Source organism: Pseudomonas sp. B707, from assembly GCF_022496685.1.
In the GTDB taxonomy this organism is placed as follows: Bacteria; Pseudomonadota; Gammaproteobacteria; order Pseudomonadales; family Pseudomonadaceae; genus Aquipseudomonas; species Aquipseudomonas paraglycinae.
Map to the genome: position 1 here is coordinate 64,436 of NZ_WTVE01000025.1, position 24,520 is coordinate 88,955.

At 61.4% G+C, this 24,520-nt stretch carries 27 protein-coding genes; 13 read left to right on the forward strand and 14 right to left on the reverse strand.

The window, feature by feature from the left end; genetic code table 11:
• Positions 1-67: 67 nt before the first annotated feature.
• A complete protein-coding gene (locus GQX66_RS12860; protein ID WP_102717317.1) occupies positions 68-2,044 on the forward strand; it encodes a methyl-accepting chemotaxis protein in 1,977 nt (658 codons plus the stop codon).
• A 105-nt stretch (positions 2,045-2,149) separates the two neighbouring features.
• On the opposite strand, the gene GQX66_RS12865 is transcribed toward GQX66_RS12860, so the two are convergent.
• Together GQX66_RS12865 and GQX66_RS12870 are read right to left on the reverse strand one after the other, a co-directional pair.
• Positions 2,150-3,643 (reverse strand): YifB family Mg chelatase-like AAA ATPase, encoded by a 1,494-nt coding sequence (locus GQX66_RS12865; protein ID WP_085746788.1) that lies wholly within the window; start codon positions 3,641-3,643, stop codon positions 2,150-2,152.
• 380 nt (positions 3,644-4,023) lie between these two features.
• The gene (locus tag GQX66_RS12870; protein WP_240869554.1) at positions 4,024-4,518 is read right to left on the reverse strand and encodes a hypothetical protein; all 495 of its coding nucleotides are present in this window, start codon (positions 4,516-4,518) and stop codon (positions 4,024-4,026) included.
• Positions 4,519-4,741: 223 nt separating this feature from the next.
• On the opposite strand from GQX66_RS12870, the gene GQX66_RS12875 reads away from it, so the two are divergent.
• The gene (locus GQX66_RS12875) at positions 4,742-5,011 is read left to right on the forward strand and encodes a HigA family addiction module antitoxin (RefSeq protein ID WP_240869566.1); all 270 of its coding nucleotides are present in this window, start codon (positions 4,742-4,744) and stop codon (positions 5,009-5,011) included.
• Here the strand turns inward: GQX66_RS12875 and GQX66_RS12880 are convergent.
• Together GQX66_RS12880 and GQX66_RS12885 are read right to left on the reverse strand one after the other, a co-directional pair.
• Positions 5,006-5,533 carry a Bro-N domain-containing protein gene (locus tag GQX66_RS12880; RefSeq protein ID WP_085746784.1) on the reverse strand — a complete coding sequence of 176 codons (528 nt, stop codon included), beginning with the start codon at positions 5,531-5,533 and terminating at the stop codon, positions 5,006-5,008. The genes GQX66_RS12875 and GQX66_RS12880 overlap by 6 nt on opposite strands.
• A gap of 395 nt (positions 5,534-5,928) precedes the next feature.
• A complete protein-coding gene (locus GQX66_RS12885) occupies positions 5,929-6,189 on the reverse strand; it encodes an accessory factor UbiK family protein (RefSeq protein ID WP_240869568.1) in 261 nt (86 codons plus the stop codon).
• 398 nt (positions 6,190-6,587) lie between these two features.
• On the opposite strand from GQX66_RS12885, the gene glnK reads away from it, so the two are divergent.
• The 4 genes from glnK to sutA all read left to right on the forward strand — a co-directional run bounded on the left by glnK (position 6,588) and on the right by sutA (position 9,371).
• Entirely contained in the window at positions 6,588-6,926 is a 339-nt protein-coding gene (gene glnK, locus GQX66_RS12890) for a P-II family nitrogen regulator (RefSeq protein WP_002555808.1), read from the forward strand.
• Between the two features lie 37 nt (positions 6,927-6,963).
• A complete protein-coding gene (locus GQX66_RS12895) occupies positions 6,964-8,301 on the forward strand; it encodes an ammonium transporter (RefSeq protein ID WP_007951904.1) in 1,338 nt (445 codons plus the stop codon).
• Between the two features lie 215 nt (positions 8,302-8,516).
• A complete protein-coding gene (locus tag GQX66_RS12900; RefSeq protein ID WP_011336526.1) occupies positions 8,517-8,942 on the forward strand; it encodes a secondary thiamine-phosphate synthase enzyme YjbQ in 426 nt (141 codons plus the stop codon).
• Between the two features lie 102 nt (positions 8,943-9,044).
• Entirely contained in the window at positions 9,045-9,371 is a 327-nt protein-coding gene (gene sutA, locus GQX66_RS12905) for a transcriptional regulator SutA (RefSeq protein ID WP_007951900.1), read from the forward strand.
• 65 nt (positions 9,372-9,436) lie between these two features.
• Here sutA and GQX66_RS12910 read toward each other — a convergent pair whose 3' ends face one another.
• The 6 genes from GQX66_RS12910 to GQX66_RS12935 are packed head-to-tail and all read right to left on the reverse strand — an operon-like array spanning position 9,437 to position 14,044.
• The gene (locus tag GQX66_RS12910; RefSeq protein WP_085746783.1) at positions 9,437-10,141 is read right to left on the reverse strand and encodes an HAD-IA family hydrolase; all 705 of its coding nucleotides are present in this window, start codon (positions 10,139-10,141) and stop codon (positions 9,437-9,439) included.
• Positions 10,138-11,037: a tyrosine recombinase XerC gene (xerC, locus tag GQX66_RS12915; RefSeq protein WP_007951897.1), complete on the reverse strand. Its 900-nt coding sequence runs from the start codon at positions 11,035-11,037 to the stop codon at positions 10,138-10,140. Before xerC ends, GQX66_RS12910 begins: the two co-directional genes overlap by 4 nt.
• Before the next feature lie 2 nt (positions 11,038-11,039).
• Positions 11,040-11,765 (reverse strand): DUF484 family protein, encoded by a 726-nt coding sequence (locus tag GQX66_RS12920; RefSeq protein WP_007951894.1) that lies wholly within the window; start codon positions 11,763-11,765, stop codon positions 11,040-11,042.
• 13 nt (positions 11,766-11,778) lie between these two features.
• Positions 11,779-12,609, reverse strand: coding sequence for a diaminopimelate epimerase (gene dapF / locus GQX66_RS12925; protein WP_102685859.1), 831 nt, complete (start codon positions 12,607-12,609; stop codon positions 11,779-11,781).
• A gap of 4 nt (positions 12,610-12,613) precedes the next feature.
• The gene (gene lysA / locus GQX66_RS12930) at positions 12,614-13,861 is read right to left on the reverse strand and encodes a diaminopimelate decarboxylase (RefSeq protein ID WP_102685858.1); all 1,248 of its coding nucleotides are present in this window, start codon (positions 13,859-13,861) and stop codon (positions 12,614-12,616) included.
• Positions 13,862-13,870: 9 nt separating this feature from the next.
• A complete protein-coding gene (locus GQX66_RS12935) occupies positions 13,871-14,044 on the reverse strand; it encodes a lipoprotein (protein ID WP_007951888.1) in 174 nt (57 codons plus the stop codon).
• Positions 14,045-14,283: 239 nt separating this feature from the next.
• Here GQX66_RS12935 and cyaY point away from each other — a divergent pair, with 239 nt between their 5' ends.
• The 3 genes from cyaY to rnk all read left to right on the forward strand — a co-directional run bounded on the left by cyaY (position 14,284) and on the right by rnk (position 15,384).
• Complete coding sequence (gene cyaY, locus GQX66_RS12940; protein ID WP_007951887.1) at positions 14,284-14,616, forward strand: iron donor protein CyaY; 333 nt, start codon at positions 14,284-14,286, stop codon at positions 14,614-14,616.
• A 4-nt stretch (positions 14,617-14,620) separates the two neighbouring features.
• Positions 14,621-14,845: a DUF1289 domain-containing protein gene (locus tag GQX66_RS12945; RefSeq protein WP_045121669.1), complete on the forward strand. Its 225-nt coding sequence runs from the start codon at positions 14,621-14,623 to the stop codon at positions 14,843-14,845.
• Between the two features lie 128 nt (positions 14,846-14,973).
• Positions 14,974-15,384: a nucleoside diphosphate kinase regulator gene (gene rnk, locus GQX66_RS12950; RefSeq protein WP_007951886.1), complete on the forward strand. Its 411-nt coding sequence runs from the start codon at positions 14,974-14,976 to the stop codon at positions 15,382-15,384.
• A gap of 6 nt (positions 15,385-15,390) precedes the next feature.
• On the opposite strand, the gene GQX66_RS12955 is transcribed toward rnk, so the two are convergent.
• The 3 genes from GQX66_RS12955 to GQX66_RS12965 form a co-directional block, all read right to left on the reverse strand.
• Complete coding sequence (locus GQX66_RS12955) at positions 15,391-18,234, reverse strand: class I adenylate cyclase (RefSeq protein WP_240869571.1); 2,844 nt, start codon at positions 18,232-18,234, stop codon at positions 15,391-15,393.
• A gap of 194 nt (positions 18,235-18,428) precedes the next feature.
• Complete coding sequence (locus GQX66_RS12960; protein ID WP_007951883.1) at positions 18,429-18,674, reverse strand: TIGR02647 family protein; 246 nt, start codon at positions 18,672-18,674, stop codon at positions 18,429-18,431.
• A gap of 191 nt (positions 18,675-18,865) precedes the next feature.
• A complete protein-coding gene (locus tag GQX66_RS12965) occupies positions 18,866-19,150 on the reverse strand; it encodes a hypothetical protein (RefSeq protein ID WP_007951881.1) in 285 nt (94 codons plus the stop codon).
• A 123-nt stretch (positions 19,151-19,273) separates the two neighbouring features.
• Here GQX66_RS12965 and GQX66_RS12970 point away from each other — a divergent pair, with 123 nt between their 5' ends.
• Positions 19,274-19,933 carry a glutathione S-transferase gene (locus GQX66_RS12970; protein ID WP_102685855.1) on the forward strand — a complete coding sequence of 220 codons (660 nt, stop codon included), beginning with the start codon at positions 19,274-19,276 and terminating at the stop codon, positions 19,931-19,933.
• Positions 19,934-20,060: 127 nt separating this feature from the next.
• Here GQX66_RS12970 and argH read toward each other — a convergent pair whose 3' ends face one another.
• On the reverse strand, positions 20,061-21,455 hold the full coding sequence (gene argH / locus GQX66_RS12975) for an argininosuccinate lyase (RefSeq protein ID WP_011336517.1): 1,395 nt from the start codon (positions 21,453-21,455) through the stop codon (positions 20,061-20,063).
• A 474-nt stretch (positions 21,456-21,929) separates the two neighbouring features.
• Between argH and GQX66_RS12985 the strand changes: the two genes are divergently transcribed.
• From GQX66_RS12985 to GQX66_RS12995, 3 genes are all read left to right on the forward strand, one after another.
• A complete protein-coding gene (locus GQX66_RS12985; RefSeq protein ID WP_007951875.1) occupies positions 21,930-22,676 on the forward strand; it encodes a LytTR family DNA-binding domain-containing protein in 747 nt (248 codons plus the stop codon).
• Between the two features lie 138 nt (positions 22,677-22,814).
• Positions 22,815-23,756 carry a hydroxymethylbilane synthase gene (gene hemC / locus GQX66_RS12990; RefSeq protein WP_007951874.1) on the forward strand — a complete coding sequence of 314 codons (942 nt, stop codon included), beginning with the start codon at positions 22,815-22,817 and terminating at the stop codon, positions 23,754-23,756.
• Positions 23,753-24,520 (forward strand): uroporphyrinogen-III synthase, encoded by a 768-nt coding sequence (locus tag GQX66_RS12995; RefSeq protein WP_134023005.1) that lies wholly within the window; start codon positions 23,753-23,755, stop codon positions 24,518-24,520. Before hemC ends, GQX66_RS12995 begins: the two co-directional genes overlap by 4 nt.

A 24,520-nucleotide genomic window follows, 5' to 3' on the forward strand; every position in this document is an offset into this window, starting at 1 on the left:
TTACCCCCATTAGAAAATTACCCGAGCTGCGATCAAGGAGGATCGGAAGTTCGGCCAGGAGCTGTCCATGTCTCAACCTCGCGCTCGGATCGCCTCGCAGCTGGGCCTCGCGCTCGCCGTGATACTGGCGATAGTCATCAGCGGCAGTACGGTGTTCGCCCTGCGTTCGCTGGACACCGCCAACCTCGCCACCCGTGAAGAACACCTGGCCAGCGAGGCACGCCTGCTCGCCGACCAGCTGAGCACTTTTCACGGCACGCTGCGCGAAAGCACCCAGCGCCTGAGCGGGTTGTTCGAGAAGCGCTTCATTGCGGGCCTGAGCATTCACCCGAGCGAGCCGGTCAATGTTGCGGGCACCCAGACCCCGGGCCTGCACTTGGGCAGCGAGGTGTTGAACAACAACTTCAAGGAAGTCGACGAGTTCAAGCAGATGACGGCGGGCGTTGCCACGCTGTTCGTGCGCAGCGGCGAAGACTTCATTCGCGTCAGCACCTCTCTGAGCAAACAAGACGGCACCCGCGCCATCGGCACCGTGCTCGACCACGCTCACCCGGCCTATGCGAAATTGATGGCGGGGCAGGGTTACGTCGGTCGCGCCTTGCTGTTCGATCGCTCCTACATGACTCAGTACACCCCGGTGCGTGACAGTAGCGGCAAGGTAATCGCGGTGTTGTTCGTCGGCTTCGATTACACCGACGCGCAGAACGCCCAGTTCGCCAATCTCAAGCGCTTCCGTATCGGCCAGACCGGCTCGCTGGCGCTGCTGGACGAGAAGAACCAGTGGCTGGTGGCGCCGGCCGGTGTGCAGGCGCTGGATCAAGCGGTTCCTGTAATCAACGGTCTGGCGAAAACGCCGGGTAAAGGACAGTTCTGGAGCGACAAGTCCGAAGACTTCTACAGCATCGCCGTGCCGTTCGAGGGTGGCCCGTGGTCGGTGGTGGCGAGCATGCCGAAAGCCGAGATCCGCGCGGTGACCTGGAGCGTCGGCACTCAGCTGGCCATCGGCAGTCTGCTGGCGATGCTGCTGGCGGTCGGCTCCGTGGTCTGGTTGCTGCGCAGCAAACTGGCACCGCTGGGCGATCTGGTCCGCCAGGCTGAAGCCCTGGGCGCCGGCGATCTGAGCGTGCGCCTGAGTGTGTCGAGCAACGACGAGATTGGCCAGTTGGCCCGCGCGTTCAACCAGATGAGCCAGGCCCTGTCGACCATGGTCGAGCACATCCGCCGCGCCTCGGAAGAGGTCAACCGTCGGGCTCAAGCGCTGTCCGGTCTGTCTGGCGGCGCCTATGAAGGCATGGAGCAACAGTCTGGCGAAATCACCAGCATGGCCGGCGCCGTTGAAGAGTTCTCCGCCACGTCGCTGAACATTGCCGACAACATGGGCAACACCCAGCGTCTGGCCCAGGAAAACGCCCAGCAGACCCAGATCGGTCGCACGTCGATGGAAGAAGCGTCTTCCTCGCTGGAGCAGATTGCCGGCGCACTGAACACCACCGCGACCGTGATCAACACGCTCGGTCAGCGCTCCCAGGAAATCGGCGGCATCGTCAGCGTGATCACCTCGATTGCCGAACAGACCAACCTGCTGGCACTCAACGCTGCCATCGAAGCGGCCCGTGCCGGTGAACAAGGTCGCGGGTTTGCCGTGGTGGCCGACGAAGTGCGCAGCCTCGCCTCGCGTACCCGTCAGGCGACGGATGAAATTTCCAGCATGATTCACAGCATTCAGCAGGAAACCGGCAACGCCATCAGCAACATGGAGCAGGGCAACCTGCTGATGCAGGAAGGCCTGTCGCGCAATGCCAATGTGGCGTCGGCGCTGGCGCGCATTGACGAGCAAAGCCGCTCGGCGGGTGAGCAGTTTGCCGCGATCACCACCGCGACTCAGGAGCAGAGCAGCACCGCGACTTTGCTCAGCAGCAACTTGCAGAGCATCGCGATGGCCAACAGCGAGCAGCGCGAAGTGGTATCGAACCTGGCAATCACCGCCAAGGAACTGGAAGGCCTCGCAGCCGACCTGCGCCAGGAAGTCGACCGCTTCCGGTGAGGCGTCTCTGAAATAGCTATCGCGAGCAGGCTCGCTCCCACAGGTTTTTTGTTGGACCTGTGAGAGCGAGCCTGCTTGCGTTTGGGCCCGCCACGACCTCGACACTTACTGAGTCGCCGGCCGATACTGCAACGCTTCGGCCAGATGTTCGCGACTGATATCCGCGCACTTCTCCAGATCCGCCAGCGTCCGCGCGACCTTGAGCAGCCGATGCGCCGAGCGCAGCGACAAGGTCAGTCTTTCGCACGCCGTCTCCAGCCAGGTTTCATCGGCTGTGGATAACTTGCAGTGCTTCTTCAGCCCCGGCAAATCGAGAAATGCATTGGCACAGCCCTGGCGTTTTTGCTGACGATCGCGGGCCTCTGCGACCAATGTGGCCGCGCTGGCGCTGTCCTCTCCCGGTTTCACCGCAGGGTTCAACGCTGTCGCCTCCCGCGCCACCGTCAGGTGCAAATCGATCCGGTCCAGCAACGGCCCCGACAGTTTGTTGCGATAGCGCTGCACCATGTCCGGCGTGCACGAACACTTGCCGCTCGGTTCGCCAAGATATCCACAGGGACAGGGATTCATCGCCGCCACCAGCTGGAATCTCGCGGGAAACCGCACCCTTTCCTTGGCCCGTGCGATGACGATGCAGCCGGATTCCAGCGGTTCGCGCAGAACCTCCAGCACCTTGCGATCAAACTCGGGCAGTTCATCGAGAAACAGTACGCCGTGATGGGCGAGCGTGATTTCGCCGGGTTGCGGTTTTGAGCTGCCACCGACCAGTGCCGGCCCGGAGGCCGAGTGATGCGGCTGGCGAAACGGGCGCTGCGGCCAGTGGGTCAACGGTGCGCCGCTGGCGACGGATTGAATCGCCGCCACCTCCAGCGCTTCGCTCTCGGCCAGCGGTGGCAGCAAACCGGGTAATCGACTTGCCAGCAACGTCTTGCCCGTCCCCGGTGGCCCGCTGAACAGCAGGTTGTGGGCACCGGCGGCGGCAATCAGCAGCGCCCGTTTGGCGGCCAGTTGGCCCTGTACTTCATTCAGGTCGGGATAGGGTTTCGCGGCATGGATCAGCCCATCCGAGACATAAGGCTCGACCGGCGTATGCCCGTTGAAATGCGCCACGGCCTCCAGCAGATGATCCACCGCGATCACCCTCAGCCCAGATGCCAGACAAGCCTCCTCGGCATTCGCCCGTGGCACCACCAGCGTCCGCCCGGCCTTGCGCGCTGCCAGTGCCGCCGGCAACACCCCGCGCACCGCCCGCACGGCGCCGGACAACGCCAGTTCGCCAAGGCACTCCACGTCATCCAGCGTCAACGTCGGCACCTGCACACTCGCCGACAGAATCCCCAGCGCAATCGCCAGATCGAACCGCCCGCCATCCTTGGGCAGATCCGCCGGCGCCAGATTCAACGTGATCCGCCGCGCCGGAAACTGCAGCCCCGAATTGATGATCGCACTGCGCACCCGGTCCTTGCTCTCTTTCACCGCGGCTTCGGGCAGGCCGACCATGGTCAGCGAGGGCAGGCCGTTGGCCAGGTGGACTTCGACGGTGACGGCGGGAGCATCCACGCCAATCTGGGCGCGGCTGTGGACGATGGCGAGTGACATGGTCGTTCCTTGAAAAGACAGGGGCCGCTTCCTGCGGGTTTTTGAAGGGTAGTTGAGCGGGGTTTCAGTGTATGAATTGAGGTTTACAAGACGTATCAAGACCTGACGGCAGTGTCACTGCTTCCCTGAATTGGAGCGTTGACTCACGGCCGGCATTGACGGATCATCCCGTTCGAGGACTGCAACTGCGCATTCGTCGGGACTGGGCACCAGCAAAAGCTCCCCCGCATTTTTGGCAGCAGAGAAAGCTGGTTTCTCTGAAGTAGTGACGACGGGATAGCCTGTCGGATTCTGAACCCATGGCTTTAAAACCGGGAGCTAAAGAATCGCTGCGACTACTCCTCAAAAAATATTTAAAAGGCGTCCTTAGGACGCCTTTTTTATTTCTTGTTGGATGATGCTCGTGGTATTTGCCCCACCAACGTGCCATGTGCGCGCTTTTGCGGGTACCAAGTCACCACGAAGTAACCAAATCCTGTGGCGCGCTCGTGTCGCGGTTCAAGAATCAGTGTTCCCATGGATGTTCTCAGTACCGCGACCCTGTTTCCGCATCGCTGTTCTTTGAACTCGCAATAGATTTGCGCTCCTGGGACGATCATTTTCGCAACAATCGCTGCTACCCCATCGACAGTCTGGCAACCATGCTTGAGCAAATCGGCTCTGTGCGCTTCCCATATGTGTACTACGCCAAAACCACTATTCGCTCGGCGGTGAATACCTATTCGCAAATAAATCTTCCCACCTGGCAAGCCGAATTTTGGCATGTCGGGGATCGCACCAAAGATGTAACTGCCATCTGGGTGCTGAACTAGCGTGTTTTCTTTTTGTGTGAGCAAATCAGACAAGACGGAGTCCAGAAACAGAATGTCTGGCAATCAATGTGATCCTTCTGAAACTCGACGTGTTGGATCGATCAGCGTAGGTGATGGCTACGAGCGTAACTACAAGTAAAAAATCACGTAATCGGGCGCGGGAGCTGATTCTTGTAGGGCCATGCTTCAATGGTTGTAGGACGTCGGCGAAACGTTGCCGGAGGTCTTGAATAGCCGAATTGGATGCTCCAGTTTTGCCGCTCAATACAGCCTCTGGAGGCGAAAAATGAACCGCAATGGTATGCGCCCGATTCATCCCGGCGAAGTTCTGAACAAGGAATTCATGGAGCCATTGGGCATGACGGTCTTGGACTTGGCCATGCCCGCGAACTGGCCTGAAACCGAAATCGAGAAGCTTGTGAAATGCCAGCTCAGGATCTGCGCCGATTTGGCAATCAGGCTGGCCATCCACCTCAACACCACACCTGAGTTCTGGATGAATCTTCAGTCGACTTACGATTTACGCAGGGCTCAGCTCCGGCATGCGGGCCTATAGCGATTGCAGCATCCGCGAAGCCCTCTTCCACCAAGTGCCCGGTTCTGGGCGCTTTAGCTTTTCCCGTTCTACCACCATCAATGGCACATCCTGCAACCGAATCCACGGCTGGTTATTCCAGTGCAGCAAACTCAACGACATCTCGGGCCAATTCAGCAGGCTTAGCTGTGGGCGTTCGTTTGTGGTGGGGTGCTGGGCGTCGCGCAGGGTGGGGATGACTTGATGGGTGAGCCATTCGCGTAGCGCTCGGTATTCGGGGCAGTAGTGATAGACGAGGAGGGCGTAGATGCCGGATTCGCTGATCAGGAGGGTGTTTTCGATCTGGTTGTGGATCAGGGTTTTGCGGGTTTGGTATTGGTCGGGGTCGAGTTTTCGCAGCATGCGTTCGTTGAGGTAAATGTGCAGCAGGCGGCCCAGGTCGCGGGCAGAGAACCAGGGTTGGTTCTGGATGAGCAGGGCGTGGAGGGGGAGTTTGTGGCGGATGAAAACCTGAGGAGTGAGATACGTATCTTCGTTATTCATTGAACAGCTCCTTTTGCTTTAGGGCTGCCCTCAATTGTCGCCAAACAATTGGGTGGCAGTCGTACGCGGGTTGGCGAACCGGAGCAAAAGGAACCCGGCAGACCCGAAGGTCTCCCACGCACAACCGCCATGACTCGATGTGGCGGTAAACATAGCCGCCATCATGGTTTTCGTGCGCCTTAAGCTTTCCGGGTCGCCAAACCCAGTGCTGAACATTCAGCATTGGGTGAGCTTAGGAATCAGGGCTTCACGGCGCAATCGGACGGCGGGGTTGCAATCTGTAGGATTCTGCCGGGAGTCGATAGCGAATCCTGAATCGCGGGAAGGTCGTTCCGACCTTCATTCGCGGGCAAGCCCGCTCCCACAAGGGACCGCATTCACAAAGACACGAGGTGTTACTCAGCCGGCGGCGTCAGCTTCGCTTCCATCTCCGCCATCTTCGCCTCAAGGCTCTCGAGCCGGGCGCGAGTGCGCGCCAGCACTACCATCTGACTGTCAAACTCTTCGCGGCTCACCAGGTCCAGTTTGCTGAAGGCACTTTGCAGCAGCATCTTGAACTGGCTTTCGATTTCGGCTTTTGGCAAGGGCGTGTCGCCGCTGAACAGGCGGGAGGCGGTGCCGCTCAGGGCGTCGAGGAAGTCTTTGGGCGCGAGCATGGGATATGTCCTGGAAACTATGGCCGGCAGTGTATCACGCAGTGTCTATAGTCATTGGTGCAGGCACGGATGCACGCTTTTCGCGCAACTGGATGCACGGCCACGCACCGTTGTTGTGCGTATCCCGAGTGCCATTTGGGTGATGGCATCTGCGGCAGCGGCCAAGGGATTGAAATCAGTGGTTTTTGGCGAGATGGCAAGCTTTCTGCTTAGTCACCTTCGACCCATGCACTGATGCAGTCGCTGTGACGAATGCAGTGCAGCAGACGGAGCGGGGAGTTTCGTCTGGAGCGGTTAGCTGGCGTCGACAACGAAGCGTTACAAAGCCAGGCACTGCGCTTAGACTTGAGTCGGGTTTGTTTTCCTGGGGCAAGTCCACCAATTCGGGAGAGAGTTTCATGAAGCTAGTCACTGCCATCATCAAGCCGTTCAAGTTGGACGACGTGCGCGAGTCGCTGTCCGAAATCGGCGTGCAGGGCATTACCGTTACTGAAGTCAAAGGCTTCGGTCGGCAGAAGGGTCACACCGAGCTGTATCGCGGCGCGGAGTATGTGGTCGATTTTCTGCCCAAGGTGAAAATCGACGTGGCCATCGACGACAAGGATCTGGATCGGGTTATCGAGGCGATAACCAAGGCTGCCAACACCGGCAAGATCGGTGACGGCAAGATCTTCGTGGTCAATCTGGAACAGGCGATCCGCATCCGTACCGGCGAAACCGATACCGACGCGATCTAAACGCCGCCACAAACCCAACGCCCCAGGAGAAAACAATATGACTCTGCGTAAATTCGCAGGGCTAGGAGCCCTGTTGTCTATCGTAATGCCCGGCCTGGCCATGGCGGCAGACGAAGTGGCAGCTCCAGTCCTGAACTCCGGCGACACCGCCTGGATGCTCACCTCCACAGCCCTCGTGCTGTTCATGACCATTCCTGGCCTCGCGCTGTTCTACGGCGGCATGGTTCGGTCGAAAAACATTCTTTCCGTGATGATGCAGTGCTTCGCCATTACCGGTCTGATCAGCGTCCTGTGGGTCATTTATGGCTACAGCATCGCGTTCGACACCACCGGCATGGAGCAGGGCGTCGTCAACTTCAACTCGTTCGTGGGCGGTTTCGGCAAGGCGTTCCTGGCCGGCGTCACCCCAGCGAGCCTGACCGGCCCGGCGGCGCTGTTCCCCGAGGCGGTCTTCATCACCTTCCAGATGACCTTCGCGATCATCACCCCGGCGCTGATCGTCGGTGCGTTCGCCGAGCGGATGAAGTTCTCCGCGATGCTGATCTTCATGGGCATCTGGTTCACCCTGGTCTACGCACCGATCGCGCACATGGTCTGGTCCGGCAACGGCGGCCTGATGTGGGACTGGGGCGTACTCGACTTCGCCGGCGGCACCGTGGTGCACATCAACGCCGGTGTGGCCGGTCTGATTGCCTGCCTGGTACTGGGTAAACGCAAAGGCTTCCCGACCACCCCGATGGCGCCACACAATCTGGGTTACACCCTGATGGGCGCAGCGATGCTGTGGGTTGGCTGGTTCGGCTTCAACGCCGGTTCCGCTGCGGCCGCCAACGGCACCGCCGGCATGGCGATGCTGGTGACCCAGATTGCGACCGCCGCTGCGGCACTGGGCTGGATGTTCGCCGAGTGGATCACCCACGGCAAACCAAGCGCACTGGGTATCGCATCCGGCGTCGTTGCAGGTCTGGTCGCGATCACTCCGGCCGCTGGCACCGTGGGCCCGATGGGCGCCCTGGTCATCGGTCTGGCGGCAGGCGTGGTGTGCTTCTTCTGCGCCACCACCCTGAAACGCAAACTCGGTTATGACGACTCCCTGGACGCCTTCGGCGTGCACGGTATCGGCGGTATCCTCGGCGCGATCCTGACCGGTGTGTTCGCTGCACCGTCGCTGGGTGGCTTCGGCACCGTCACCGACATCGCCGCACAAGTCTGGATTCAGTGCAAAGGCGTCGGCTTCACCGTGATCTACACCGCCATCGTCACCTTCATCATCCTCAAGGTGCTGGATGCCGTGATGGGTCTGCGCGTGACCGAGGAAGAAGAATCGGTCGGCCTGGATCTGGCACAACACAACGAGCGCGGCTACAACCTGTAAGCACGCGCCACAAAAAACTTGCCCGGCTCGCCGGGCATTTTTTTGTCTGGAATTTGTCTTCCCTGATACAGCTGAAAGGATTTTTCGTACTGCTTTGGTCGTGTTTACGACGAGTGTTTTTCTGCGGCCAAAGGCTTACATCATTGAAGGAATATTAGGGCCTTTGTTTTTTTCCAGAGCGCGCTAGAATGCGCCCCGAACGTGCGGAGAACTGTATGTGGCAACAGACTCTGATAACCCTGCGGGCACGGCCCCGGGGCTTTCATCTGGTGACGGACGAGTTGCTCGCCGGCCTGCCTGAACTCAAGGCATGCCGGGTCGGTCTGTTGCATTTGTGGCTGCAGCATACCTCGGCGTCGTTGACCATCAACGAGAACGCCGATCCGGCGGTACGTCGCGACTTCGAACGATTTTTCAATCGTCTGATCCCACAAGGAGCAGACGGCTATGAGCATAACGACGAAGGCCTGGACGACCTCCCGGCGCACTTCAAGGCCAGCGTGCTGGGCTGCCAGATCAGTTTGCCGGTAACGGCGGGCCGACTGGCACTGGGCACCTGGCAAGGCGTTTACCTGGGCGAGCACCGTGATCATGGCGGTGCCCGTAAAGTCCTCGCCACCTTGCACGGTGAAGGGGCATAAACCGTTGGTCACCAATGGTTACCGATTTTTTTCCGGCGACTTTCGACAGTCGCCAAAGCTGGTCTATAACTAATCTGCTTTTCGCAAGTCATGAGGTAGAACATGAGCGACGATGATCTGGAAAACGACGACCTCGAAGTAGGCGACGAAGACGAGGCCGAAGACGGTCTGGAAGCAGCAGCGGAAGACGTTGCTGAAGACGATGGCGGTGACGATACGCCGGCCCCGGCTGCCAAAGGCAAGGCCAAGGCTGCGGTGTCGGTCGACGAGTTGCCGAGCATCGAAGCCAAGAACAAGGAGCGCGATGCCCTGGCCAAGGCCATGGAAGAGTTCCTTGCGCGCGGCGGCAAGGTGCAGGAAGTGGAGGCCAACGTGGTCGCCGATCCGCCCAAGAAGCCGGACAACAAGTACGGCAGCCGCCCTATCTGAGGCGTGTCGCTTGCTTGCTGAAAAAGCCCGCCGTCGCTGCGGGCTTTTTCATGGGCGAAAGAAAGTTAGCCGCGGCTGTTCCAGCGGGCGAGCACCGCGGGCAGATCGTTCAGGCTACGAATCTCGGCATCCGGCAGGCGCTCCGCTTCCCAGTCCTTGCCGGCCGGGTTGAACCAGATCGCTCGCAGACCGGCCTGCTGCGCCCCGGCGATGTCATCCCCCGGGTGATCGCCGATATGCACAGCGGCTTCGGCGCTCACGCCGCCGCGCTGCAAAGCTTCATGGAACAGTCGAGCATCCGGCTTGGCTATGCCGATGTCTTCGGCACACAACGCAAACTTGAAGTAATCCGCCAGCCCGAGACGACGGACATCGGCGTTGCCGTTGGTGACCACCCCGAGGGCGTAATGCTTGGCGAGGGTTTCCAGGATCGGCTCGACCTCCGGGAACACCTCGATCTGATGCCGCGCATGCAGAAACACTTCAAAACTCTTGTCCGCCAGATCCGACGCTTCGCCGTGGGCGTACCCGGCTTCTTCCAGCGCATGGAACAGCACGCGCCGGCGCAACGCGCTGATGCGGTGCTTCAGGCCCGGTTCGTTGGCCAGCACCCGCTCGCGGATCGACCACAGATGCTCGACCGGCACCGCGCCCAGATTCGGCGCATGTTCGCTCAGCCATTCGCGCAAAACCGCTTCGGCGCTGACGATCACCGGGGCGGTGTCCCACAAGGTGTCGTCGAGGTCGAAGGTGATCAACTGGATGCTCATGAATCGTCGCCTTTCATGCGTTTGGCCCGTGGGTGGGCGCTGTCGTAGACCGCCGCCAGGTGCTGGAAGTCCAGGTGGGTATAGATCTGGGTGGTCTTGATGTCCGAGTGGCCGAGCAGTTCCTGCACCGCTCGCAGGTCCTGAGAGGACTCGAGCAAATGGCTGGCGAAGGAGTGTCGCAGCATGTGCGGGTGCAGGTTCTGCCCCAGTTCGCGCTCGCCGGCGAGTTTGACCCGAACCTGAATCGCGCGCGGGCCGAGGCGTCGGCCTTGCTGGCTGACGAATACTGCGTCGTCTGCCGGGTTGGTCAGCGCCCGCAGCGGCAGCCATTGCTCCAGGGCTTCCCGGGCCTTTTTGCCGACGGGCAACAGGCGCGTCTTGCTGCCCTTGCCGAGTACCTGAACCATGCCGTCGGCCAGATCGAGCTGATCGAGATTGAGCCCGGTCAGCTCCGACAGACGCAGTCCGGAGGAATAGAACAACTCCAGAATCGCCTGATCGCGCCGCGCGAGGAAATCGTCCTCCACGGCACCTTCAAGCAGTTGCAGGGCGCGATCGGTGTCGAGGGTTTTCGGCAGCCGGCGTTCGCCTTTGGGCGGTGCCAGGCCGGTGGCCGGATCGTGATCGCAGAGACCTTCACGATTCAGATAGTGATAGAGCCCGCGCACCGCTGAGAGCAGGCGCGCCAGACTGCGTGAGGACTGGCCCTGGGCATGCAGGCGGGCGATCAGGCTGCGCAGGCGCTGGATGTCCAGCGCCTGCCAGCTACCGATGTTCTGTTTGTTGCACCAGCCGAGGACTTTGTCGAGGTCGCGTCGGTAGGCCGACAGCGTGTGCGGCGACACCTGCCGCTCACTGCGCAGGTGTTCGCAGTAAGCGTCCAGTTGTCGTTCCATGCTCAGCGTACCGAGCGCAGGGAGCTGTTGACCCGTGGCAGCACGCGACCCATGACTTCGGCGATGTAGCTGAGGAACAGCGTGCCGACCGAACTCTTGTAGTGCTGCGGATCACGGCTGGCGATGGCCAGGATCCCGTGGATGCCCTGATGGCTGACGGCGACCACGGCGGTGGAGCCGATCTGCTTGCGCTGTTCTTCGCCGAACAGGAAGTCCAGTTCATGTTCACGCAGACTGCCGCTGACGCTCTTGCCTTCGGTGAGCAATCCGCCGATGGCGGTTTGCGCGTCGGCGTGGGTCACCCAGCGGCCGACCGGGGCCGGGTTGTCGCCCAGCAGGATCAGGCTGACGAAGGGCACCTGAAAATCCTGACGCAGGCTGTCTTCGACGCTGATCACCACGTCTTCCAGAGTGGCGGCGTCCATCAGGGCGAGGATCAAGCGGCGGGTCTTGTCGAACAGGCGATCGTTGTCCCGGGCGACGTCCATCAAGTGCGAGAGACGATGACGCATCTCGATGTTGCGGTCGCGCAGGATGGCCATCTGACGCTCGACCAGCGAGACGGTATCGCCTCGCTGATGGGGGATGCGCAGGGACGGCAGCAGTTCTTCATGCTCGACGAAGAAGTCCGGATGAGCCTCCAGGTACGCGGCAACCGCTGCCGCCTCCAGGCTCTCGGACGCTGATTCACCGGACTGTCGGGCGGGTACCTGAGGCTTATCGGTCATGGCTTCTGCTCACTCAAAGACGCACTTGTCCTTCGTATACGCGCACTGCCGGGCCGGTCATCAACACCGGTTGGCCGGGGCCTGCCCACTCAATGGACAGACGCCCGCCCGGCAGGTCGATCAGCAGTGGCGAATCCATCCACCCCTGACTGATCGCCGCTACAGCAGCAGCGCAGGCACCGGTGCCGCAGGCCTGGGTTTCCCCGGCGCCGCGTTCCCAGACGCGCAGTTGCGCGCGATGGCGGTCGATGACCTGGAGAAAACCGACGTTGACCCGCGCCGGAAAGCGCGGATGGTGTTCGATTTTCGGCCCCAGTTCATGCACCGGTGCAGTGTTGATATCGCTGACCCGCAGCACCGCATGGGGGTTGCCCATGGACACCGCGGCCAGATCGACCGGCGCACCGTCGACATCGACCTGATAACTCAGGGCCTGCTCCGGCGCCTGGAACGGAATGTCCGCCGGCACCAGGCGCGGGGCGCCCATGTTAACGCCGATCTGGCCGTCGTTACGCACGTCCAGTTCGATGATGCCGCCCTTGGTCTCGACGCGGATCTGCCGTTTGGCGGTCAGGCGTTTGTCGAGCACGAAGCGGGCGAAGCAGCGCGCACCGTTGCCGCACTGCTCCACTTCGGAACCGTCGGAGTTGAAGATCCGGTAACGGAAATCCACATCCGGATTGCTCGGCGCTTCGACGATCAGCAACTGGTCGAAACCGATGCCGGTGTGCCGGTCGCCCCACATTTTTGCGTGCTTGGGCTGAATATGCGCGTGCTGGCTGACCAGGTCGAGAACCATGAAGTCGTTGCCCAGGCCGTGCATCTTGGTAAAACGCAGCAGCATCGGGTTACTCCGGCAGCAGGCTTTCGCCGGCAAACAGCTCGGCCACGGTTTCGCGGCGACGCACTTCAAATGCCTGATCACCATCCACCAGCACTTCAGCGGCACGGCCGCGGGTGTTGTAGTTGGAGCTCATCACGAAACCGTAGGCACCGGCCGAATGCACGGCCAGCAGATCGCCTTCTTCCAGCGCCAGTTCGCGTTCCTTGGCGAGGAAGTCGCCGGTTTCGCAGATCGGGCCGACGATGTCGTAGGTACGCGCAGCAGTATCGCGTGGCTTGACCGGGGTCACGTCCATCCAGGCCTGGTACAGCGCCGGGCGGATCAGGTCGTTCATGGCCGCGTCGACGATAGCGAAGTCTTTGTGCTCGGTGTGCTTGAGGTACTCGACCTGAGTCAGCAGCACACCGGCGTTGGCGACAATGAAGCGGCCTGGCTCGAACACCAGCGCCAGATCACGACCGACCAGACGCTCGCGTACAGCCTTGATGTAATCGGCGGCCAACGGCGGCTCTTCATCGCGATAACGCACACCCAGGCCGCCACCGAGATCGATGTGACGCAGGTGGATGCCGCAATCGCCGAGGCGATCGACCAGATCCAGCAGGCGATCGAGGGCATCGAGGAACGGCGGCAGGGTGGTCAGTTGCGAACCGATGTGGCAGTCGACGCCGACCACTTCCAGGTTCGGCAGGTGCGCGGCACGCACGTACACGTCTTCGGCGTCGGCGATGGCGATGCCGAACTTGTTCTCTTTGAGACCGGTGGAAATGTACGGGTGGGTGCCGGCATCGACGTCCGGGTTCACGCGCAGCGAGATCGGCGCACGAACGCCCAGTTCGGCGGCGACCACTTGCAGGCGCTCGAGCTCGTCGGTGGATTCGACGTTGAAGCAATGCACGCCGACTTCCAGCGCACGGCGCATGTCGTCACGGGTCTTGCCGACGCCGGAGAACACGATCTTGTCCGGGCTGCCGCCGGCGGCCAGAACACGCTCCAGCTCGCCACGGGAAACGATGTCGAAACCGGCACCGATACGGGCCAGGACATTCAGGACGCCGAGGTTGGAATTGGCCTTGACCGCGAAGCACACCAGGTGCGGCATGCCGGCCAGCGCATCGGCGTAGGCCAGGTACTGGGCCTCGATGTGCGCGCGGGAGTAGACGTAGGTCGGTGTGCCGAAGCGATCGGCGATGGCGGACAGCGCCACACCTTCCGCGAACAGTTCCCCGCCACGGTAGTTAAAAGCGTCCATGGCGATCCCTTAGTAAACGTCGTGCTTGTGTGCCTTGGAGACAGGCTGCTTTTGCGAAGACTGGGCTTGCTCGGCCGGGTCCTGATCTTCATCGGGCAGGTACAGCGGGCCTTTCTGACCGCAGGCCGAAACGAGACAGGCAACCGCGACGAGCGCAGCAAGGGAAGAGATCAGGCGCTTCATGGCGAAATCCTTGAAAATGCGTTAATTGCGCCGGAGTATACCGGCCACCCGGCAGCTTGCCTATGCGACGGAACTCCCGTCCGGCGGGGCTCGGGCTGCGGCGCGGAAACTTTTCCCGCGTGGCGGGTGGATATTTCGTCGCCGGGCAGGGCGCTTGGTCGTTATCCTTTGCAATCGGCTGGCAGCGTCCGTATCTTGCGGCGCTTGAGCCTGATCAGACATTTTTTGAGGTTGCCGCAATGAGTTTGTCCGAAGCCCGTTTCCACGATCTGGTCGATGAAACCCAGGAAAAACTGGAAGACATCTTCGACGACAGCGACCTGGACATCGACATGGAGAACTCGGCCGGTGTGCTGACCGTCAAGTTCGAGAACGGCACCCAGCTGATCTTCAGTCGTCAGGAACCGTTGCGTCAGCTGTGGCTGGCCGCGGTGTCCGGCGGTTTCCACTTCGACTACGACGAAGAAAGCGAACGCTGGATGTGCGACAAGAGCGAAGAACAGCTGGGCGAAATGCTCGAGCGCATCGTCAAGCAACAGGCCGGCACCGAATTCGATTTCGAAGGCCTGTGATTTCGTGACTGATACTGCACCCGTCCGTCCGCCGAAGCCGCTTTACAGCAACGTCAGCCCGGCCGTCCCTTCGCCGTGCACCGGAGTGTGCCGGCTGGATGAGCAGAAGGTCTGCCTCGGTTGCATGCGCCATGTCGAAGACATCCGCGAATGGCGTTCGGCCGATGACGAGCGCCGCCGGGTGATTTGTGCGCAGGCCGCTCAGCGCCGGCAGCTCGCCGGAGCGTAGCTTGTATATTTTTTGAGCTGTGATAGTGTCCGGAAACGCCTCAACCCATCGAGGCCTGGTGAAAACCCCGTCTTTTTTGGCGGGGTTTTGCTTTTTTTGTGTGCAGAAGAAAGGAGTCTGCCCGGATCATGACCGCACCTTCCATCACCCTTACCCGTCTGGACGTGCAACGTCTGGAGCGCCTGATCGACAGCCTGGATGACACGCTGCCGGGCGTGATCGCGCTGCAAACCGAACTGGACCGCGCCGATACCCTGGTCGGTCACGATGAAGTGCCTGCCGATGTCGTGACGATGAATTCCCGTGTGCACTGCCGCGAAGAAAGCAGTGGCAAGGACTACCACCTGACCCTGGTCTATCCGAAGCACGCCAACGCCGACGAAGGCAAAGTCTCGATCCTCGCTCCGGTCGGAAGTGCGTTGCTGGGCCTGAAGGTTGGTCAGCACATCGACTGGCCGGCTCCGGGTGGCAAAACCCTGAAGCTGACCTTGCTCGAAGTCGAATCGCAGCCGGCCAATGGCGGTGATTTCCCGGAGTAACCCGCCTCAGACCTGCTCGAGCGCCTCGTTCAGAGAGCGTTCCAGGTCGGCCTTGTAGCGCAGATACAGATTGCTCGAACTCTGCCCGTCACCGATCACACCCGACAGGTCCAGGTCGGTGATGTAGCAGCGGTAGCGCTCGGTTTCCCGGCGCTGCCCGACAATCTCCCGGGCGACCACGCTGAACAGCTGGTCGCCATGTTCCAGCTCGCTGAATTCCCGTTGATTGCAATACAGCGTGACTTGCACCTCGCCGGGTGCGGCTTTGCCGACGATCGCCTGCACGTCGTAGAACGGTTTGTTGACCGGCGTCTGCGGCGCCGGGCGCATTTCGACCCGTCGCGCGCGTCCCGGCCCTGACGGCAATAACTGGTAATACAAGATTTCAAGGCTGGCGGCATGGCCCGCATCCATCGGCAGCAGCGCTTCGCGGCGGAACTGGATCGATTGCAGGAACCGCTGCAGCGGCACCAACAGGCTTTGCTCGTCGTGATAGGGCAAGTGCTGTTGCCACAACGCATTGAACTCGTCGAGCACGTACAGCTCGGCGGTTTGTTCGGTGATCCGGTAGAACACCTGAATGCATTCGGGCTGGCCCATCGGCAGGATCAGTGCCAGGTCGTGGTCTTCCAGTGCCATCGGGTCCAGGTGCAGCGGGCTGTAGCGCGGCTGTTCCTCACCCAGGTAATCGAGCAGCGCCGGCAGGGTGGCGAGGGCGACATGGCTGACCTGGCCCGGCACCAGCTCCAGCACGTGGTAATGCTGCTGCACCTGAATCAGGTAGCGGTGATTCAGATCGCTGAGCAACAGGGTCTGCGCGGTATCGACAATTTCCTCCACCCGGCGGGCGATGAACTGCGCGCGGTTGTGACAGAAACAGCGCACCCGCAGCGACGGCTGCTGCGATCCACGCGGCAGGTTGTTGAGGTAATCGCGCAGGCAGTCCATCAAGGCATGCGGGCCGTCGAAGCGATTGACCAGCACTTCGTTCCAGCTGTTGAGCGTGACCTGATCCAGGGTCAGCACCAGGTTTTCGCGCACGCCGGCGTAGCTCAGGGAGTCCGTGCGTTCGGTGGTCATCAGGATGTTGAGGTCGCGGTGATGTTTGAGCGGGTCGACCCCGACATTCACCAGCATCAGCACTTCGCTCGGCACGGCGGCGCGCAGCAGCGGTTCTTCGGCGACGGTCGACAAGGGCAGGGCGATGCTTTGTTGCAGGCTGCCGAGCAGGTTGAACAGCTCGAACTCGCTCAAATCGCTGGTGCCGGGGTGCAGGGCCAGTCGGGTGCTGCTGTCGATCACGCCGTTGCGGTGGCACCAGGTCAGCAGTTCGAGCAACTCGCGGCTGCGCTTGATCGGCGCGAAGTGTTCCCACTCCAGCGCCGTCAGGCTGCCGTTGTACAGGCCCCACTGGGTTTGTCCCGGTTCCTTTTTGTTCGGCGATTGCACCAGGGTCAGGGTGTCTTCGGCCAGGTCCGGGGCGATGCCGGGATTAATGAACTCGACCTTGTCGGCCTTACGCTCGAACGCCGCATACAGGCGCCGGCCTAGAACGTTGAGGTCACGCTTGTTGATCAGGCTGACAGTCTGCTCGCTGCGGGCGAACTGGGTCAGGAAGCGGTAGCTGTAATTCAGTTCGTTGACCAGCGCCCGGCGCTCGGCGCTGACCTGGCGGACTTTCCACTGGCTGCGGCTGTCGAGCAGCGCCAGTTGCCGCTGATCCCAATGCCATTCGCTGGCCAGTCTTTCCAGCAGTGAACGCTGCCAGCTCTGGGTGCGGGTGTTGCCGGTGAGCTTGCGGTTGACCTTGAGGTACAGCGCGCGGCGTACCAACTCCAGGCGCTCCGGCTCGTTGCGCGCAGTGAGGTATTCCTCGATCCGCCGGTAGACCACCATGTACGGGTCCAGCTCGTCGAGATCCAGCCGGTTGGCGAACACCGCCTGCTTGAAGCGCAGGCTCAGACATTGCACCTGCGGATGTTCGCTGGCGTAAACCTCGGTCAGCAGCAGCTTGAGCACCGATTTGTAAGGTGACTCGATGCCCTTGAACAGTTGCCACAGCCCGGCGCCGACGAACTCGCCCGGCGGAATGTGCGCCATCGGCCCCAGGTCGAGGGTTTCATCATTGCGGATGAAACGTTTGGAAATCAGCGTGTGGGTGTACGCGTCGTAGGCACGTTCTTCGTAGACCGGCACCAGCCACCAGATCGGCGTGCGCCCGGCGAGCCAGATCGCGGTGCGGTAGAACTCGTCCAGCAGCAGGTAATGCTGGGTGGTGCCGCAATCTTCGGAGCTGAGCTGGGTGTCGCGTTCGCCTTTGACGAAACGCACCGGGTCGATCAGGAAAAAGTGCGCCTCGGCCCCCTGGCTGGCGGCCCAGGTTTCGAGCACCTGGCATTTCTTGCGCAGCTCGGCCAGTTCACTGTCGCTCAGGTCGGGGGCGTGGCAGACCCACACATCCATGTCGCTCTGGTCGGCCTGGGCCAGCGTGCCGAGGCTGCCCATCAGGAACAGTCCGTGAATCGGCCGTGGCGGGTTGCTGCCGTGACGCGGCTTATAGGAGAACGAGCGCGTCAGGCGCTGAGCTTCGGCCAGCACATCGGCGTCGGGTTCGTAATTCGACAGCCCGGCCGGCGTACTGCCCGAGACATAGCCGGGCAGCAGCGGATGATTGACGTGGAAAAACAGTGGCAGCAGCGTGAGCACGCTTTGCTGGCGCGTCGACAGACCTTCCAGCGCCCGGTTCAGGCGGCCTTCATTGAGTTTGAGAAAACGTGCACGTAGCTGGCTGAGTACCTTGCGGTCGATGCCTTCGTCCAGGTCGGGGCGGATTTCATGGGTGCGGGTCATGTCGGCTCAAACCGGCGCGCAGGGCTCGGAGGCAAAGGGTCTCGGGTGTCCGGGAGTTTAGCGCCTGAGCGACAGGAGTTTTAAGCTGAATTTGTTTTTTGACGTCAGATTTCTATCGCGCGGCGATGGTCGACGTTCATGGCTGGCCCGCGGAAATCCCGTGGCAGGGGTTTCCGTGGGCAAAGTCGGGAGGATCAGGCGGTTTGTTGCTCTTTGAGAATCGTCAGTACGGTTTGCACGTTCTGTGCGGCATCGCGACCGAGGCTGGTCAGGTAACCGCCATCAGGCTGGTCTGTCAGTTCTTTTTCGAACAGGCGTTGTGCGGCGGCAATGTGCTTCGGGGCAGCGGTCTGATGAATTTTCAGACCTTCCTGGGAACTGTCCAGGTTGAAGAGTGCGAGGACTTCCAGTTCGGCAACCAACTCAGGGGTAAGCGACATAAGGACTCCAGACTTTCTAGGAATTGGACGACAGCGCCCCTAAGGTGAACCTGCCGGCGCGGCCTGTCCAGTGCGCGTGTCAGGGTTTTTATTCCGGGGTGGATTCCAGTGTAGTCAGGGGGCAGCAGAAGGCCGGGCAGATGGGTGACAAATTGTGTGGGAGCAGGCCTGCTCCCACAGGGTGGGGCCGTTTACTGCTTTTCCGGTGGCAGTTCCGGCAGTGCGCGCAGCGCGGTTTCGTACCACTCGGTATCGAAAGCACGGTCTTCGTCGAGCATCGCGTCGATTTCACAGGCCAGCACGTGGGCCATCAGATTCAGGATGTCATCACGCTCGTAACCGACCAGCGTCAGCTTGTTGAAGGTTGCCTTGGCCGCTGGCGGGTTGTCGCTTTCGATCTGGTTCTCGATCGCTTCGATCAGCGTCGATTCGGTGAACTCTTCTTCATCATTGTCGATGTCAGTCGGCTCGCTCATGGCAGGCTCCTCAAGGAAAGGCGCCAGTTTACCCGCATTCAGCAGCGTGATGCTGCTGGCGCGAATCCCTGGTGCGATCTATAAACAGGCACTGCCCACCCCGCACGGCCTGGAGGCTATGTGATGTTCAAGCTCTATGGATTCTCCGTCAGCAACTACTACAACATGGTCAAACTGGCGCTGCTGGAAAAAGGCCTGCCGTTCGAGGAGGTCACGTTCTACCCGACGCCTACGCCTGAGTCTCTGGCCATCAGCCCGCGTGGCAAGGTGCCGGTGCTGGGGGCCGAAGGTGGTTACATCAACGAAACGATGGTGATGCTCGAATACCTCGAAAGCAGTCAAAAGGGTGTCCCGCTGCTGCCGACCGAGCCGTTTGCCCGTGCTCAGGTGCTGGCAGTGGCCAAGGAAATCGAGCTGTATATCGAGCTGCCGGCACGAGCCTGTTACGGCGAAGCGTTTTTCGGTACGGCGCTGCCGGAGGCGATCAAGGAGAAAACCAAGGCTGAATTGCTGCTGGGCTTTGCGGCGCTGGGGCGCCACGGCAAGTTCGCCCCGTATGTAGCGGGCGACAGCTTGAGCATTGCGGATTTGTATTTCCTCTACAGCGTGCCGTTGGCAGTTGCCGTGGGGCACAAGCTGTTCGGTCTGGATTTGCTGGCGCAGATGCCGAAGGCCAAGGCACTGCTGGAGCGACTTGAGCAGAATCCAAATGTGCAGAAGATTGCAGCGGACAAGGATGCGGCGATGCCGGCGTTTTTGGCGATGATCGCAGCCAAAAAGTAGCATTTTGTAGCGTTTTGAAATCAGTCATCGCGGGCAAGCCCGCTCCCACAGGGTTTTCGGTTGAAACACAATTGCATGTTCGACACTGAACCTGTGGGAGCTGGCTTGCCAGCGATGTTTTTGGCTTTTAGCGGCTGGCGATCAGCGCCTGACCACGAACCACGGCAGCCTTGACCTGCGCCGGCGCAGTGCCGCCGATGTGGTCACGGGCATTCACCGAGCCTTCCAGGGTCAGCACGGCAAACACGTCCTGCTCGATCTGGTCGCTGAACTGGCGCAGTTCTTCCAGGCTCATTTCCGCCAGATCCTTGCCGGTGTCGACGCCGTACTTCACGGCATGACCGACGATCTCGTGGCAATCACGGAACGGCAGGCCACGGCGTACCAGGTAGTCGGCCAGGTCAGTGGCAGTGGAGAAGCCGCGCAGCGCCGCTTCACGCATGATCGCGTGCTTAGGCTTGATCGCCGGGATCATGTCGGCAAAGGCGCGCAACGAGTCGCGCAGGGTGTCGGCGGCGTCGAACAGCGGTTCCTTGTCTTCCTGGTTGTCCTTGTTGTAGGCCAGCGGCTGGCCTTTCATCAGGGTCAGCAGGCCCATCAGCGCACCGAACACTCGGCCGGTCTTGCCGCGTACCAGCTCTGGCACGTCGGGGTTTTTCTTTTGCGGCATGATCGAGCTGCCGGTGCAGAAACGGTCCGGCAGATCGATGAACTGGAACTGCGCGCTGGTCCACAGCACCAGCTCTTCGGAGAAGCGCGACAGGTGCATCATCGCGATGCTGGCGGCCGAGCAGAATTCGATGGCGAAGTCGCGGTCGGACACGTTGTCCAGCGAGTTGCCGCCGACGGCGTCGAAGCCCAGCAGTTGCGCGGTGTATTCGCGGTCGATCGGGTAAGTGGTGCCGGCCAGCGCGGCGCTGCCCAGCGGCATGCGGTTGGTGCGCTTGCGGCAGTCGACCAGACGCTCGTAGTCGCGGCTGAGCATTTCGAACCAGGCCAGCATGTGGTGCCCGAAGGTCACTGGCTGAGCGGTCTGCAGGTGGGTGAAGCCCGGCATAATGCTGGCGGCTTCACGCTCGGCCTGCTCCAGCAGGCCTTTTTGCAGGCGGGTGATTTCGCTCAGGATCAGGTCGATCTCGTCACGCAGCCACAGGCGGATGTCGGTGGCGACCTGGTCGTTGCGGCTGCGGCCGGTGTGCAGCTTCTTGCCGGTGACGCCGATGCGGTCGGTCAGGCGTGCTTCGATGTTCATGTGCACGTCTTCGAGGTCGACGCGCCAGTCGAACTGGCCGGCCTCGATTTCGCCCTGGATGGTCTTCAGGCCATCGATGATGCTGTCGCGCTCGGCATCCGTCAGCACGCCGACCTTGGCCAGCATGGTGGCGTGGGCGATCGAGCCCATGATGTCGTGGCGATACAGGCGCTGGTCGAAAGTGACGGAGGCGGTGAAGCGGGCGACGAAGGCGTCGACGGGTTCACTGAAGCGGCCGCCCCAGGACTGATTGGTCTTGTCAGTGCTCATGAATTCGCTCGTATCGGCTTGAAGAAAGAAGGCGTGAAACGCTGGCGCGGATAATAACAGGGTTGCCAATCCTGTCGCTGACACTGGTCGATACGTTTTTTTCTCATGACCTGATCCATAGTCGCCGGTGTCGCCGGGGGATTTGCGCAAGGATATTTTTCGATTGAGCAATATCGGCCCGACGAGCGTCTACAGTAGGACATAGGGGTCGACGTGGCGGCGGATCGCGCAAAGGTCCGGCCACCGACTATAAGAAGAGAGAGGGGTGGGTGTATTGGCCATTGGCATACCCTGCGTAAAACGCAGTCGGCGACGGGCGTCAGGCGGTACGTTGCAGGTGTCGGCAAATATTGCCGGCCGACGTACGGCACTTTTTGGCGCTCGCGCTAGTCTTAGCGTGGATCGCGGTGACGGACGTCACTCCACTTGTCTACGCTATCCTTGTGCGAGACTCACGCAGGAATCCAGCGCAATATGAATGTCCTGATCGTTGATGACGAACCACTGGCCCGCGAGCGACTCAGCCGAATGGTGAGCGAGCTCGAGGGCTACACAGTCCTGGAGCCCAGCGCCACCAATGGCGAAGAGGCGTTGGCGCTGATCGACAGCCACAAGCCGGATATCGTGCTGCTCGATATCCGCATGCCGGGCCTCGATGGCCTGCAGGTGGCTGCCCGTCTGTGCGAACGCGAAACCCCGCCAGCCGTGGTGTTTTGCGCAGGTCCCGATGAATTTGCCGTGGAAGCCCTGCAGGCCAGCGCCGTGGGCTATGTGGTGAAACCCGTGCGAACCGAACATCTGCATGACGCCCTGAAACGGGCTGAACGTCCCAACCGGGCCCAGCTCTCGGCCCTGACCCGTCCTGCCGCCGAAAGCGGTAACGGCCCGCGCAGCCACATCAGCGCCCGGACCCGCAAAGGCATCGAATTGATCCCGCTGGATCAGGTGGTGTACTTCATTGCCGACCACAAATACGTGACCTTGCGCCACGAAGGTGGCGAAGTCCTTCTGGATGAACCGCTCAAGGCGCTGGAAGACGAATTCGGCGAGCGCTTCGTGCGGATCCACCGCAACGCGCTGGTCGCCCGCGACCGCATCGAGCGATTGCAGCGCACACCGCTGGGCCACTTCCAGTTGTTCCTCAAGGGCCTCAACGGAGATGCGCTGATCGTCAGCCGCCGGCATGTGGCGGGCGTGCGCAAAATGATGCAGGGGCTTTAGTCCGCAGGCTCCGGGCGGTTCTTCGTTTCATTCACCAGGCATCGCAGGCCAGGGAGGCCACGCCGTTTCTGATTCAGGTCAAAGTGGATTTGGCTGAGCTGTTATTATCCGCCGTATCTATTCAGTACGGATTGATCCATGTCCTCTCGCGAAATCCGCATCGCCACCCGCAAAAGTGCTCTGGCCCTCTGGCAGGCCGAATACGTCAAAGCCCGTCTGGAAGCAGCCCACCCGGGCCTGCTGGTGACGCTGGTGCCCATGGTCAGTCGCGGCGACAAGCTGCTTGATTCGCCCCTGTCGAAAATCGGCGGCAAGGGCCTGTTCGTCAAGGAACTGGAAACCGCGCTGCTGGAAAACGAAGCCGACATCGCCGTGCATTCGATGAAAGACGTGCCGATGGATTTCCCCGAAGGCCTAGGTCTGTTCTGCATCTGCGAGCGTGAAGACCCGCGTGACGCGTTTGTCTCCAATACGTATTCCAGCCTCGATGCGTTGCCAGCCGGCAGCATCGTCGGCACCTCCAGCCTGCGTCGCCAGGCACAGTTGCTGACGCGCCGTCCGGATCTCGAGATCCGTTTCCTGCGCGGTAACGTCAACACCCGTCTGGCAAAGCTCGACGCCGGCGAGTACGACGCGATCATCCTCGCGGCAGCCGGTCTGATCCGCCTCGGTTTCGAAGACCGCATCACCTCGGCCATCAGCGTCGACGATAGCCTGCCGGCCGGTGGCCAGGGCGCCGTCGGTATCGAATGCCGCAGCGCCGACACTGAGATTCATGCCTTGCTCGCGCCCCTGCATCACGCCGACACCGCCGACCGTGTCACCGCCGAGCGTGCCCTCAACAAACATCTGAATGGCGGCTGCCAGGTGCCGATCGCCTGCTACGCCGTGCTCGAAGGCGATCAGTTGTGGCTTCGCGGCCTGGTGGGCGAGCCGAGCGGCGGCAAGCTGCTCAGCGCACAGGCTCGTGCACCGCGTGCCGCAGCCGAGACGCTGGGTGTGCAGGTGGCCGAAGACCTGCTCAGTCAGGGCGCCGACGATATTCTCAAGGCAGTCTACGGCGAGGCAGGTCACGAGTGACCGCCTGGCGCCTGCTGCTGACGCGCCCGGCGGAGGACTGTTCGGCGCTCGCCACCGTGCTGGCCGAACAAGGGATTTTCAGCAGCTGTCTGCCGCTTTTGGAAATCGCGCCACTGCCGGTCTCTGACACAATGCGCCGCACGATCACGCAACTGCCGCGTTACAGCGCGGTGATCGTGGTCAGCAAACCGGCGGCGCGGATCGCGGTGGATCTGCTCGACGCTCTGGGTCTGGCGACTCTGACGATGCCGTGGTTCAGCGTGGGCGCGGCGACCGCCGCTATCCTTCGGGATCGAGGACTGGATGTGAGCTTCCCCGACGCGGGTGACGACAGCGAAGCCTTGCTGCAATTGCCGCGTCTGCTGGCGGCGGTGGCAGAGCCCGGCTCGCAGGTGTTGATCCTGCGCGGGGAGGGCGGACGCGAGCTGCTGGCCGAGCGCCTGCGCGCGCTTGGTGCTAGTGTCGAATACTTGGAGTTGTACCGTCGCGACCTGCCGGACTATCCGCCGCAGGAGCTGCCCCGCAGGATTGCAGCGGAACGCCTGAACGGGCTGGTGGTCAGCAGTGGACAGGGTTTCGAGCACCTGCGCCAACTGGCTGGCGACAGCTGGCCTGTACTTGCGCAGTTGCCGTTGTTTGTTCCAAGCCCAAGGGTTGCCGAGCAGGCCAGTGCCGCCGGGGCCCGAACAGTTGTGGATTGTCGCGGCGCGAGTGCCGCGGCCTTGCTGACGGCGTTACGGGAGCATCCCGTGCCCGTTCTCTAA